This window comes from Loigolactobacillus coryniformis subsp. coryniformis KCTC 3167 = DSM 20001 (genome assembly GCF_002706425.1).
GTDB lineage: Bacteria > Bacillota > Bacilli > Lactobacillales > Lactobacillaceae > Loigolactobacillus > Loigolactobacillus coryniformis.
In genome coordinates this window covers 2889558-2903174 of record NZ_CP017713.1, presented here as the reverse complement: position 1 = coordinate 2903174, position 13617 = coordinate 2889558, and the positions used below count along the sequence as shown (strand labels likewise).

General features: G+C 36.9%; 14 protein-coding genes and 1 pseudogene. 14 read left to right on the top strand and 1 reads right to left on the bottom strand.

Going from position 1 to position 13617, the window contains the following annotated elements; genetic code table 11:
- Nucleotides 1-3 precede the first annotated feature (3 nt).
- The 14 genes and pseudogenes from LC20001_RS14035 (at nucleotide 4) to LC20001_RS13970 (ending at nucleotide 12231) form a co-directional block, all read left to right on the top strand.
- Nucleotides 4-924, top strand: coding sequence for a glycosyltransferase (locus tag LC20001_RS14035; RefSeq protein ID WP_010010415.1), 921 nt, complete (start codon nucleotides 4-6; stop codon nucleotides 922-924).
- A 2-nt stretch (nucleotides 925-926) separates the two neighbouring features.
- On the top strand, nucleotides 927-1841 hold the full coding sequence (locus LC20001_RS14030) for a glycosyltransferase (RefSeq protein ID WP_010010414.1): 915 nt from the start codon (nucleotides 927-929) through the stop codon (nucleotides 1839-1841).
- 15 nt (nucleotides 1842-1856) lie between these two features.
- Nucleotides 1857-3044, top strand: coding sequence for an O-antigen ligase family protein (locus LC20001_RS14025; RefSeq protein ID WP_010010413.1), 1188 nt, complete (start codon nucleotides 1857-1859; stop codon nucleotides 3042-3044).
- An 18-nt stretch (nucleotides 3045-3062) separates the two neighbouring features.
- Nucleotides 3063-4190, top strand: coding sequence for a CDP-glycerol--poly(glycerophosphate) glycerophosphotransferase (locus LC20001_RS14020; RefSeq protein ID WP_010010412.1), 1128 nt, complete (start codon nucleotides 3063-3065; stop codon nucleotides 4188-4190).
- Between the two features lie 7 nt (nucleotides 4191-4197).
- Complete coding sequence (locus LC20001_RS14015) at nucleotides 4198-5634, top strand: oligosaccharide flippase family protein (RefSeq protein ID WP_010010411.1); 1437 nt, start codon at nucleotides 4198-4200, stop codon at nucleotides 5632-5634.
- Between the two features lie 11 nt (nucleotides 5635-5645).
- On the top strand, nucleotides 5646-6029 hold the full coding sequence (gene tagD, locus LC20001_RS14010; RefSeq protein WP_010010409.1) for a glycerol-3-phosphate cytidylyltransferase: 384 nt from the start codon (nucleotides 5646-5648) through the stop codon (nucleotides 6027-6029).
- 29 nt (nucleotides 6030-6058) lie between these two features.
- A complete protein-coding gene (gene rfbA, locus LC20001_RS14005; protein ID WP_069700444.1) occupies nucleotides 6059-6931 on the top strand; it encodes a glucose-1-phosphate thymidylyltransferase RfbA in 873 nt (290 codons plus the stop codon).
- Nucleotides 6932-6935: 4 nt separating this feature from the next.
- Complete coding sequence (rfbC, locus tag LC20001_RS14000) at nucleotides 6936-7517, top strand: dTDP-4-dehydrorhamnose 3,5-epimerase (RefSeq protein ID WP_010010406.1); 582 nt, start codon at nucleotides 6936-6938, stop codon at nucleotides 7515-7517.
- Nucleotides 7518-7527: 10 nt separating this feature from the next.
- A complete protein-coding gene (gene rfbB, locus LC20001_RS13995; RefSeq protein ID WP_010010404.1) occupies nucleotides 7528-8562 on the top strand; it encodes a dTDP-glucose 4,6-dehydratase in 1035 nt (344 codons plus the stop codon).
- Between the two features lie 209 nt (nucleotides 8563-8771).
- A pseudogene (locus LC20001_RS13990) lies at nucleotides 8772-9245 on the top strand (SDR family oxidoreductase); the annotation flags it as partial.
- A 160-nt stretch (nucleotides 9246-9405) separates the two neighbouring features.
- Nucleotides 9406-10968 (top strand): IS21 family transposase, encoded by a 1563-nt coding sequence (istA, locus tag LC20001_RS13985; protein ID WP_010013312.1) that lies wholly within the window; start codon nucleotides 9406-9408, stop codon nucleotides 10966-10968.
- The gene (gene istB, locus LC20001_RS13980) at nucleotides 10955-11713 is read left to right on the top strand and encodes an IS21-like element helper ATPase IstB (RefSeq protein WP_003680852.1); all 759 of its coding nucleotides are present in this window, start codon (nucleotides 10955-10957) and stop codon (nucleotides 11711-11713) included. The genes istA and istB overlap by 14 nt, the downstream gene beginning before the upstream one ends.
- Nucleotides 11710-11895 carry a hypothetical protein gene (locus LC20001_RS13975; RefSeq protein WP_099267179.1) on the top strand — a complete coding sequence of 62 codons (186 nt, stop codon included), beginning with the start codon at nucleotides 11710-11712 and terminating at the stop codon, nucleotides 11893-11895. Before istB ends, LC20001_RS13975 begins: the two co-directional genes overlap by 4 nt.
- 81 nt (nucleotides 11896-11976) lie before the next feature.
- Nucleotides 11977-12231, top strand: coding sequence for a transposase domain-containing protein (locus LC20001_RS13970; protein ID WP_275453048.1), 255 nt, complete (start codon nucleotides 11977-11979; stop codon nucleotides 12229-12231).
- Between the two features lie 397 nt (nucleotides 12232-12628).
- Here LC20001_RS13970 and LC20001_RS13965 read toward each other — a convergent pair whose 3' ends face one another.
- Entirely contained in the window at nucleotides 12629-13162 is a 534-nt protein-coding gene (locus tag LC20001_RS13965; protein ID WP_010010402.1) for a hypothetical protein, read from the bottom strand.
- Nucleotides 13163-13617: the final 455 nt, after the last annotated feature.

Below are 13617 nucleotides of genomic sequence, written 5' to 3'. Positions count from 1 at the left end.
ATAATGACTAAAGTATTAGTTATGCTGTCAACGTTTAATGGTGAACGTTATTTAAAGGAACAGATTGTTAGCATATTGAATCAAAGAAATGTTGATGTAAATATATTTATACGAGACGATGGTTCAAACGATAGAACACAGGAAATATTGAATCAATTAAGCCGAGATAACCCTCAAAAGATTAAGTGGGTGCAAGGTTCAAAAAACTTAAAACCTGCTAGAAGTTATTTGGAAATAATGAAACTAGTAAAAAATGAAAAAGCAGATTATTATGCATTTGCAGATCAAGATGATGTTTGGCATTTAGATAAACTTGAAAAAGCAAGTGAGGGCTTGCATACTTTTACTAATAAACCTGCTATTTTTATGTCTACTTATAATGTGGTTGATAAAAACTTGAATTTTATCTTTAAAAGAGATATGCATTATTATTGGGATTTTACATTGGAGTCTACGATAGTCTATCGAGTGCCTTCTGGTTGTACTATGGTTTTTAACCGAAATCTTTTTAAATTGTTAGTTGAAGGTCAACCTGAATTTGTTAGAATGCATGACTATTGGACCTTACTTGTTGCTGAACTTGTTAATGCAGAAATAATTACTACTGATGAGGCCTTACTAGAGTACCGGCAGCATGGTGATAATTCCGTTGGTTTCAATAAGAGAGAATTTTTTAAGCGGATAAAGCGATTGATAAGAAGTATGATTTCGAATAAGAACGAACGACAACGACAAGGAATCTCATTACTAAAATCTTATACTAAATACATCGATGGCGAGCAGAAAGATAGTTTAAATAAATTAGTAAAGTATAATTCTAATTTTAAAAGTCGAATTGATTTAGCTTTTGATAGAAAATATAGAACCCCAGTAAGGCAAAAAAATATGTTATTTAAAGTGGCGGTTTTAATGGGGGTTTTCTGAAAATGAAAAAAGTTGCAGTTATAATGTCGACATACAATGGTTCAAAATATTTAGATGAACAAATTCATTCTATTCTTGGGCAAAAAAATGTTGAGGTTGAATTATATATTTTTGACGATATTTCAAAAGATAATACTGTTGAAATCATAAGAAAATGGATGAATTCTAATAGAAGTATCCATCTAGAGATTAACGCTAAAAATATTGGAGCCAAAAAAAGCTTTTTGAACGGTTTACAGAGAGTATCTGATGCAGATTATTATGCATTTGCAGATCAAGATGATGTTTGGAATGAAGATAAGTTGTTATCTGGTGTAGAAAAATTGGAGCAACAAATTAATAAGGAGTACAAGTTATATTTTTCTGTGGCTAGAATAGTAAATGAAAATCTAGAAGTGCAGGGCATGGATAGCTTTGATCACCGAGTGCTATCTTTTGGAGAAATCCTAACGAGAAATAATGGTATTGGATGTACTTTTGTTTTTAATGATAAATTAAAAAAACAGCTTGATAAACTCGTAGTTAATAAACTTGGTGCTTATCCATTGCACGATCAGTTGATTTATGCAGTTTGTGCTTCATTAAATGGATATATTTATTTTGATTCAACCTCTCATATATTATATAGGCAACATAGTCAGAACGAGGTCGGAGGACGAAAAAGAAGTTTTCTGCGAAAGCTTCTTGAAAGTGGTATGTTCGATAAAAATAAAATAAGATTAGATTTTATTCACGATTTAGATAGCTATTATGGTGAAGATATGTCCTTAGAGAATCGTTTGTTAATCCAGCATCTAATTGATTATAAATTGAGCTTAAAAAATAAGATTAGTGCAATGGTCGAATTAAACCATCAAATGAAGTCTGTGATTAGTAAAATTGAAATGACTCTTTTGCTTATTTTAAATCGATTTTAGAATGGAGATTACTAAATGTCGACAATTCAGTCTAGATTTACTTTTGATACCATTTATGGTCGTTTAAACGGCATGTTATTAGCATTATTCACTTTTTTTGCTATTTTAATGCCAGCAGACAATTTGAATATTAAAATTTTTATTTTTTCTCTCTTACTTGTGCTGAATATTAAGACTATAGTTTTCTTTCTCATTGACCGAAAGCACTTGTATTATATGTTTTTTACGGTTATTTTTCCACTGCTTCTTTTTATGATTTCTATTACTCGTGTACCCATGGGAGATGTCCTAGCAGGGGTATACATCTTTTCGTATATATGGTTATTACCAGTAATATTGAAGTATCAGATTGATTACTTGAAGTATATTTTGGGTGCATTACTTATTATAGCATTGATTATTTGTTTGAGCGCATTATTAGATAAAATTGGAATTATGTCAATTAGTAGTAATCCGTTACTTGTTTATTTAAATACGGCACAAGAAGCGCAAATAAGTGTGTCGTCTAATGCTATATTTACCTATGTGATATTCTTAAATGGTTCCCCACTAATACTTATTTTGTTATTATATAGTCTATTTAATAATAAAATTATTTGGGGAATTGTAGCGTTTATGGCACTGTTACTGTCGGGTACTCGGGCAAATATTTATGAGGCGCTGGCAATTGTGGCTATTTACTTCATCTTTTTTGTGAAAAATAGAGTATTAAAAACTATATTCATAATTTCTATTATATATATATCTTATCGCTATTCAGGTGTCTTTTTAGCTCGAGTTGAATTAATGAATGATGCAAAACTATCAGGGGATGCTATTCGTGATTCTAATTATCATTCTATTATTCAAAGCATGAATCAGAATCCGATGTCTTATTTTTTAGGGAATGGTATTGGTAGTCAGTACTTTTCTCCGGCACGATTGGGACTCATTTCGACTTCTGAGTTATCTTATTTTGAGTTTTTGCGTCAAAATGGCCTGATTGGATTAAGTATTTTCTTGGTATTTATTCTTAGACCAATTATTCCTATATTTAAAGATAGAAAAACAAGATGGATTTGTCTTGCATACATAGGTTATTTAATTCTTGCATATACTGATCCATTTTTATTTACCGCAACGGGGTTTGTTATATATTTGCTAGTGTATTCTCTTTATGAACGCAGTAAAGATGAAACAGGTGATCGTGGTCTAAGTGATTAAATAAATTAGGAGATAATTATGAGGAAAATTATTCATTTTATACTAAATATTTTTTATTTTTTAAGCAAATATTTTATTCGTAAAAAAAATTTAGTGATTTTTGGTGCTTGGTTTGGTACTCAGGTTACTGATAATTCAATGTATTTGCTTAAGGACTTTATTGATAAGAAACTATACTCTGAATATGAATTTGTTTGGATTGGCAATAAAGAATGTTACGCCCCTATAAGGGAGCTGTTCAAAGGTAGGGTTCGATTTTGTCGTAGAAATTCTTTGAAAGCGTACTTATTAGAATTAAGAGCTAGCTATGTTTTTGTAAATCAAGGGTATCTTGATTTAGGCTCTATTAATTTACTGAAGGGAGCTAAGGTTATTCAATTATGGCATGGATTTCCAGTGAAAAAGATTGCTGCGGATGCAAATAATTTCACACAAAAGAGACCATATCATCATTGTGATTATTTTCTTTCCACATCTAGATTAATGGATGAACGTTTATTATCTGCATTTCGTTATTGGGGAATTACTAAGACTAATATTATTCATGTTGGACAACCGCGCTACATTCCATTAATTAATGAGTCAGCTAGTTCAGCATTTAAGAAAAGCTTAGGAATACCCCAGCAGGCCACAGTAGTTTCTTATATCCCGACATTTCGTGATAATACCAATGAGGTTTTTTCTTTCCATAAACTTTCAGGAAAAGAAATGAAAAAATTAGAAGAAAAGAATATACTTATAATAGAAAAGCAACACTTTGCGAGAAATAATAATAGTAAAGAAACATCAAGTAATATAGTTGAATTACCAAAGAATTTTGATACTCAATTATTATTAAATAATACGGATATATTGATTACCGATTTTTCGAGTGTGTATATTGACTATTTAATTTTGAATCGTCCTATTATTCATTTTGTGTATGATTTGGATAAATTTATTAATGATGATCGTGGCTTATATAGGAATGATTTTAGTCAAGATGCTGCTGGACCAGTTGTAAGGAATACAGAAGAGCTGATAAATGTGTTAATGACTCATGATTTCTCTAAAGATGAGCAGCAGAGAGTGCAGCTAAATTTATTGTTTAATGAGTACCCAATAGAAAAAATAGGCCAAATAATTAAGGCAAAAGTAGGTATGTAATTTAGAAATGAAAAAGACATTCTCTGATATTATTTATAATGGACTTTACCAACTATTTATTATCATAATACCCATAATCACTGTTCCGTACGTATCGAGAGTATTAGGGGCACATGCATTAGGCATTTATGGATATGTATACTCTATCATTACTTTTCTGAGTGTTTTAATAGCAGTTGGAATGAATCAATTAGGGCCTAAAGTGATAGCGCAAACTAATAGAGAATTAAGGTTAAAAAGATTTAAACAATTGTGGTTTATTCAATTTATAACAGGCTTAATTGTCATTATTGTTTTTATATGTGTAACCATTTTATTATTGCCATATAAGCAGTATTTTTTGCTAGAAATTCCTTTTTTGGTTGGATATGTATTAGATATTTCTTGGTATTTTATTGGTATTGGAGAAATAAAAAAAGTGGTTTTAAGAAATACCCTAATCAAAATGTTTGCGTTAGTTTTGATTTTTTTATGTGTTCATACCACGGATGATTTAGGTATCTATGTTTTAATTAATAGTTTAAGTATTTTATTATCTAATCTAGTTTTTTGGTTTTCTATTATTAGATCACTTCGGCAAGAAGGTCAAAAAGATGTTGATAAGGTAAATGATGGCACGACAAGCAAAATGTTACTTCATCAGGCGCTTATTTTACTTATTCCACAAGTAGCCGTACAAGCATATACTAGCTTTGACAGTACAATTGTTGGCATAATATCTGGTGCGACTCAGTTAGCCTTTTATAGTCAATCACAAAATATTGCTAGAGTAGTTTTAGCAATTATTACTTCCGTAAGTGTTGTTTTAATGCCTAAGATGGCGGCAATGCAAAAAAAAGATGCTACTGAAAAACGAATTTTAAAGGTTTTTGATATTTCACTAACTGGAACATTAATTATTTCTTTATATTTAGCAATGTTGTTAATGGTAAATGCGAAAGTCTTTGTAGGTTGGTTTTTTGGTAATGAGTTTACACCTATGTCCAAAAATATGTTTTGGGTTAGTTTGATTATTATATTTATTAGTTATGGTGGCGTTTTTGCTACACAGTATACATTATCTCGTGGGCTATACGTGCGTTATGCAATTCCATATATTATTGGTGCAATTTATAGTATAAGTTTGAACCTTTTATTGGTACCTAAGATGAAGTCATTTGGGGGAACGATTGTTATTACAACCACAGAGATACTCGTTTGTTTGATTAGAGTATTTATTGTGAAAAAATATCTCCCAATCTGGACGATATTCAAAGCGCATATTCGCTATATATTAATATTTCTAGTAACCTTATTCGTTGGTCTAATGCTAGATTTCGGCGAAATAAGTGCATTTTATGATCTTGTAATTAAGTCAGTAGTTGTTAGTTTAGTATATGCGATATTGGTTATTATAGTGAACAGAAATAAGTTGGATAAATTACGCAAAATTTTAAAATTATGAGGAGGTAAATTATGAAACGTGTTATTACATATGGTACTTTTGATTTATTACATTGGGGGCATGTACGTTTATTAGAACGTGCTAGTTTATTGGGTGATTATTTAATTGTAGCAACATCGACGGATGAATTTAATTCATTGAAACATAAAGAGGCTTATCATAGCTTTGAGCATCGTAAGTATATTTTGGAGGCTATTCGCTATGTTGACAAAGTGATTCCTGAAACGTCGTGGGATCAGAAAATCGACGATGTTAAAAAATATAATATTGATACCTTCGTAATGGGTGATGATTGGAAAGGACAATTCGATTTTTTAAAGGATTATTGTGAGGTAGTCTATCTACCGCGGACAGATGGTATTTCCACATCTAAAATTAAGCACGACTTAATGTGAGTATAAAATAGAGCGAGGAGATTCTTAAAATGAAAGGTATCATTCTTGCAGGCGGTTCGGGAACCCGCCTGTATCCTGTCACTCGGGCGATTTCGAAACAATTGATCCCGGTTTACGATAAACCAATGATCTATTATCCGCTGTCTAGCTTGATGTTAGCGGGGATCCAAGATATTTGTATCATTTCCACGCCAAAGGATACGCCGCGGTTTGAGGAATTATTCCAGGACGGGCATGAATTAGGGTTGAATATTTCGTACAAGGTCCAAGAAAAGCCCAACGGATTGGCGGAAGCTTTTCTACTGGCGGAAGACTTCATTGCTGGGGATTCAGTATGCTTGATCCTTGGTGACAATATTTTCTACGGTGGTGGCTTGTCCAAAATGTTACAGGAAGCGGCGGCTAAAACCGTCGGCGCCACCGTCTTTGGTTATCATGTCAATGATCCAGAACGTTTTGGGGTGGTGGATTTTGATGAAAACCATCACGCCATTTCGATCGTCGAAAAGCCAGAACACCCAACCAGTAACTACGCGGTCACTGGCTTGTATTTCTACGATAATCAAGTAGTGGATATTGCTAAAAAGATCAAGCCGTCACCACGGGGCGAGTTAGAGATTACTGACGTCAATCAAGAATATTTGCGCCGTGGTCAGTTGGATGTCCAATTAATGGGCCGTGGCTTTGCTTGGTTAGATACCGGCACCCACGCTTCATTACAACAAGCGTCTAGCTTTATTGAAACCATTCAAACGCGTGAGAATTTAGAAGTAGCGTGCTTGGAAGAAATCGCATTTCACATGGGTTACATTTCAGCAGCACAATTGGTTCAGTTGGCGCAACCGTTGAAGAAGACGGATTATGGTCAATATATGTTACGGTTAGCGAAAGAAGGAAAATAGTTCTATGGGTAAATTAATTGTTAAAACAACCAAGTTACAAGATGTTAAGTTGATCACGCCGGCAGTTTTCGGCGATCAGCGTGGGTTTTTCACAGAAACTTATTCAGATCGGGATTTTAAGGCAGCGGGCATTGATTTTAATTTTATTCAGGATAATCAGTCATTATCTAGTCAAGCTGGTGTGTTGCGCGGGTTACATTTTCAGCGGGGACAAGCAGCGCAAACTAAGTTGATTCGGGTGGTTACCGGTGCTGTTTTGGATGTAATTGTCGATGTGCGGGCCGGGTCACCAACGTACAAGCAATGGGAAGGCTATTTGCTAACTGCTAGCAATCACCGTCAATTATTAGTCCCTCGTGGTTTTGCGCACGGTTTCTTGACGTTAACCGACAACGTGAATTTTCTTTATAAGTGTGATAATTACTATGATGCTGCGGCTGACGGCGGGATCTCATTTAAGACACCAGAATTGAACATTAATTGGCCAATTGATTTCGATAAGGCGATCACATCAGAAAAGGATGCGGCACAACCAACCTTTACTGAGTTCGAGCAGAATAATCCCTTTGTTTACGGTGAAATCTAAGGAGTTTAACATGACATTCAAAAATATTATTGTTACTGGCGGTGCCGGTTTCATTGGCAGTAACTTCGTTCACTATGTAGTCAAGCATCATCCTGAGGTTCATGTCACAGTACTAGATAAGCTTACTTATGCTGGTAACAAAGCTAATTTGGCTGGTTTACCTGCGGAACGGGTTGAACTGATCGTTGGTGATATTTGTGATCAGACGCTGGTTGAGCGTTTGGTGGCAGATGCGGATGCCGTTGTTCATTATGCGGCTGAAAGTCATAATGATAATTCGTTGATCGATCCAACACCATTTATTCAAACGAATATCGTGGGCACATCGGTGTTGATCAATGCGTGCCGTAAATTCGATGTGCGCTATCACCACATTTCTACTGATGAAGTGTACGGTGATCTACCGTTACGTGAGGATTTACCGGGACAAGGCGAAGGCGAAGGCGAAAAGTTCACGCCAGAATCACCTTATCGACCAAGTAGTCCTTATTCGTCGTCGAAAGCTAGCTCGGACTTGTTGGTCCGTGCCTGGGTGCGTTCATTTGGCTTGCGCGCAACGATCTCGAATTGCTCTAACAACTATGGTCCTTACCAACATATCGAAAAGTTTATCCCGCGGCAAATCACTAATATCTTAAGCGGGATTCAGCCGAAATTATACGGTACCGGTAAAAACGTCCGCGATTGGATCCACACCAACGATCATTCGCGTGCGGTGTGGCAGATATTGACCAAGGGTAAGATCGGTGAAACTTACTTGATCGGTGCTGACGGTGAGCAGAACAACAAGGATGTTTTGGAATTGATCCTGAAGCTGATGGGCAAGTCTTCCTCGGATTATGAGCAGGTAAAGGACCGGCCTGGTCACGATCTGCGTTACGCGATCGATGCGACTAAGCTGCAGACTGAATTAGGCTGGCAGCCTGAGTTTACTGACTTTGAAACTGGGCTGCAGCATACGATCGATTGGTATACGACGCATGAAGACTGGTGGCGAGCGGAGAAGGCTGCGGTTGAGGCGAAATATGCTCAGAATGGCCAATAAGTGACGATTCTGATTAGCGTTCTCTACAGCGAGTACTGGTGGGGAATTGTTCTTGACGCGAGAAGTATTAGCGTTCCTTTGATGCGATAACTAAAGCAATCAATTATACATTAAAATAGGGTTGGGCAAATGAGACACAGTTAGTTGTGAGACCGTTTGCCCTGCTTTTTCATACATATGAATCAATATAATAGTGAGGAGATTCAATTATGCGAATTTTAATTACCGGCGCTAACGGCCAATTAGGTACGGAATTACGACATTTATTAGATGCGCGCGAAACGGATTATCGGGCAACTGATAGTGGTGAATTGGATATTACGGATAAGGCGGCCGTGACTGCTTATTTCAAAGACTTTCAGCCACAAGTGGTGTATCATTGTGCCGCTTATACCGCGGTTGACGCTGCCGAAGAAGCACCTGGCAAGGCGATCAATCAAGTCGTCAACGTTGACGGTACCGCCAATATTGCCGCAGCTGCTAATGAAGTCGGCGCGATCGTGGTTTACATCAGTACCGATTATGTATTTGATGGCGATCAAGACGCAGAATATACTGTCGATGCGCAACCAGCGCCGCGGAATGAATATGGCCGTGCTAAATACGAAGGCGAACAGGCGGTCCAACGGTTAGCTGACAAATACTATATTATTCGGACTTCGTGGGTCTATGGCGAATACGGTGATGACGGCATTCCCATTTACCCCCTTCGGCATAAAATTTTACCCCATTAAGCGAAGAAATTGACCAAGTTCTGCAAAAGAGATTGACCAGCCCTAAGGTACCTCTTGTATAATGTGATAGCGCATACATTGCGTAATTATATTATACAGGAGGTTTTTTATGTCCATTCAGTATCGTAAGATTCTTGAGCTCCATGCTCAAAAGGTCGTACAACGGAATATCGCTGCAGCTACAGGTAATTCTCGCCCCAAAATTGCAGAGATCATCAAACGGGCAAAAGAAGAAGTGTTAGTACCACCGTTCACTGATGAAATGGATGACGAATGGTTCGAAGCGCTACTTTTCCCGCATAAAAAGCGTGAGTCTAAAGGCAGACAATTGCCAGATTTTGAACATATCCATACGGAACTAGCTAAGTCTAATGTGACGTTGTCACTACTACACTATGAATATGAGGCAATGTGCCGTCAAAATAATGTTATTCCCTACGCTTACCGCACATTTTGTCAGTATTATCACGAATATGCACAAAAGTATAAAGCGACTATGCGCATAAAGCGTAAGCCGGGAGAAACTATGGAAGTAGATTGGGCAGGTACAACATTGTCTCTAACTGATTCAGATACAGGAGAAATTGTTAAAGCTTATTTATTTGTCGCCACACTACCGTGTAGCCAATATGGCTACTGTGAGGCTCGCTTGTCAATGAAACAAGAAGATTGGTTAGTTAGTCATATTCACGCTTATAAGTACTTTGGTGGGGTTACGGAAATCCTTGTCCCAGATAATTTAAAAACTGGTGTTACCAGGCACCAAGCTGGAGAAGCTGTGCTTAATTCGACTTACCGCGAATTGGCAAGTCACTATAACACGATTATATTGCCGGCACGTGTCCGAACACCTAAAGATAAAGCCAACGTCGAGGGTAGTGTAAAGATCCTTTCAACTTGGATTATCGCTGCGCTACGTAACGAAAAGTTTTTCACATTAATAGAATTAAATCAGGCTGTTAGGGAAAAATTAGATGAGTTTAATTTGCGACCATTCACCAAGAAATATAAAAAAGGTAACCGTAAAGACGCTTTTATTAGCGAAGAGCAGTTCGCATTACAGCCTCTACCACGGGTACCTTATAAAATGGCAACCTGGAAAACTGCCACTGTACAATTAGATTACCACACTAATGTGGAGAATATGTTTTATTCTGTTCCTTACGAATATATCCAGAATAAAGTTGATATTAAAGTTACGAAAGATCTCGTTGAGATCTTTTACAAAGATAGTCGTATTGCCTCACACAAACGACTTTATGGCAAGCTTGGTCAATTCTCGACTAATCATGATCATCTACCAGAGAACCACCAGTTGTATCTTGATTACACCCCAAAAGAAGCAATTAAGTGGGCCGAAAGTATTGGTGAAGCAACAACGGAAGTCGTTCGTTATTTGCTTAAATCGGCAAAAGTGGAAAAGCAAGCACTGAAAGCAACCCTTCGTTTAAAGAATTTTGGCCGTAAGTACTCCAGTGAAGCGATTGAGCAGGCTTGCCAAGATATTATAAAAATTGCCTCAGCACCAACGGTGCCAGTAATCGAGCGTTTATTACGCAGTAACCAACAACAGGAGCAACCTCACAATGCAAGTGCACAAAACACTTATGGCTTCACGCGTGGCGCAGCCTATTTTGGAATCGAAGGGGAAAAAGATAATGACATCAGATGAAACTAAGCGTAAATTACGAGAAATGCGACTCAACGCTATGGTTGAGATTTTAGAAGTTCAGGAACAGCAACCAGAATACCAACAAATGGATTTTGAAGATAAGTTTGAATTAATTGTCGATGGTGCTTATGCCAGACAGCAATCTAATAAGCTTAGTCGGCTATTACACAGCGCTGATTTTCCGAGTATAGAGCCTGCGTTAGCCGAAATAGATTATTTGCCAGATCGCAAATTGGATCGTAAGCTAATCCAAAAACTAGCAACAGGGAACTACATTCGTGAGCATCATAATATTATTTTGATGGGCGCATCTGGCAATGGTAAAACTTGGCTCGCTAATGCCTTAGGCATAGAAGCATGTCGCCAATTTTATAAGGTGAAGTATGTTCGGCTGCCAGAACTTTTAGACGACTTAGCTGTAGCTAAGCATGAAGCTAATGGAAATTTTCATAAAATATTAGCTCGCTATAAAAAAGTTGATGTTTTAATCATTGACGAATGGTTGTTAACGGAGTTGTCTTTAGAGCAGTCTACCTATGTTTTAGAGCTAGTAGAAAGTCGATTACATCAATCATCAACCATTTATTGTTCACAGTTTGCGCCAGATGGATGGCATAATAAACTAGGTAATCCACAAATAGCCGATGCAATCCTTGATCGCATTATCCATGATGCCTACCCGATTTTAATTCAAGGCGATAAATCAATGCGTGAACGCTATGGATTACGAGGTGACTCTGTATGATTCCAGAAGATGTGCGCAATCGGCTCGCTAGTTACTACTTTCTTAACTCGATAGAAGAAAGCTTTGAAAATAAATTTGTTGATCGGTTAACAATGGCCATGCTTCAAAGCAATGAACAAATTAGTGAGAATGAGCTCGTTGATATTGGTATTAAATTGATCAAAGAATACCTAGAGCAATAACAATGTTTGAACCCACTTTAGTGGGTTCTTTTAGTCGTATGGTCAATTTTCTTCGCATAAGTTGGTCAATTCTTTCGCCGAGTGTGGTCAATTTTTACGCTCACTTGGTTAATTCACGATGCCGCCTTCAGTCCTGCAGGGGCACAGGCTAACGCGATTTGGATGACCTTGATTGAAACCGCGAAAGCTAATGGTTTGGATCCCCGGCAGTATCTCGAATACCTGCTTGATCAATTAGGGCAACTACCAGTTTTTCCAACTGAGGAAGAACTGGTAGCTTGTTTGCCATGGCGACAAGTGCCGGACAAAAAGGTTTGGCGTGATCAACAAGCGTAGCCCATTGGCTAATTTAAAACTAAACAGCGCTACTGATTCGAACCAAAAAGTTTCGGATCAGTAGCGCTTCTTTTGATTACGGTCGTTTATTGGGTGCTTACTATACTTATACTAAGTAACTATAATAATTGCGTTAAACGAATAATTTTGAAAGGTATCCTATCAATGAAATTTACCTTACCACCGATCTATTAGCATCAATTCTGATCTGTAGGGCCTTTATTGCCATAGTAGATCGTGATTGAGAATCGGGATGATCCATTTTGATTTGAACAATATCTGGTTTATTCAATAAAAATCACCTCACCAATTATTTGCTGAGGCAATCACAACTTGGATTAAATTATTTTTGAAGTCGGTTAGTTATTTATTGCAAGGGTGGTAAATAATCATGCTACTAGGAGTCATGCTTATTATTTATAAACTCGATATTCAGTTGTGGCCTGTTCTCCCGCAAACTAAAGAACCGCTGCCAATATTTAATCGCTAGTTCCTCATCACCGCCCAAACTACTAGCAATTGCGTTTTCAACAATATTGCAGTATACGTCAGCGATTGACTCATATTCTACTAGTGTAGCTTTTTTAGGATACTTAAAGAGTTTATGATCAAGCTGGTCGATTACATCAGTTTGAAGATTAACGGTTAAATAATTCAGAAAACCGTAAATAGCAATTTGAGTGTCCTCAGCGGGTTCTGCCTGATCTAAGTAGTCAAATATCATATTAAGTACATGCTGTTGGCTAAACTGGGGCATCTTGTTATTTAGCCAAGTAAGCATGGTGTAAATAAAGATGTCAAAATCGAAGTCCACTTCTTTTCTATATTCTGCAATCAGTGGGTCATATTTAGAATCGATTTTCCAAGTTAGATTGTTATCGTTAAAGATAAATTTTGGTACGTAGTTATCAAACCAAGTATCTGAGTTCATTAGTTATAATCCCCAATAATCGAAGTAAGCGCTTTATTGAATTGTAACATAGAAGAAAGCATCATCATAGGCCACATAATGCAATCTAATAGGCCATGGTTTGCGAAGAAATAGGCCCCATAGTGCGAAAGACTAAAACAATCTAGCTGATGACGGTCAAGCAGCCGTACCTTCTGCCAAGTTTTCGTCCGGCAGTGCCAGCAAATCGTCCAACAAAGACAGACGATCGGCCAACATTAGTATAGTCGTCTTGATCTTTTAACATCTATCACCCAATCGCCTGTATACTTTTTAGCCTGTTTTACATGCTCATCTTGAGCGCGTATCCGTTCTAGCGCTGATAATAGCTCAAATTGGTCGTGTTATGTAGTGGTGGTTTTATTGCTATCAAGGTGATATGCGACCTTACTTTAATTAAATATCAAAAAGCTAAATTTATTTTGTAAATTACCTAT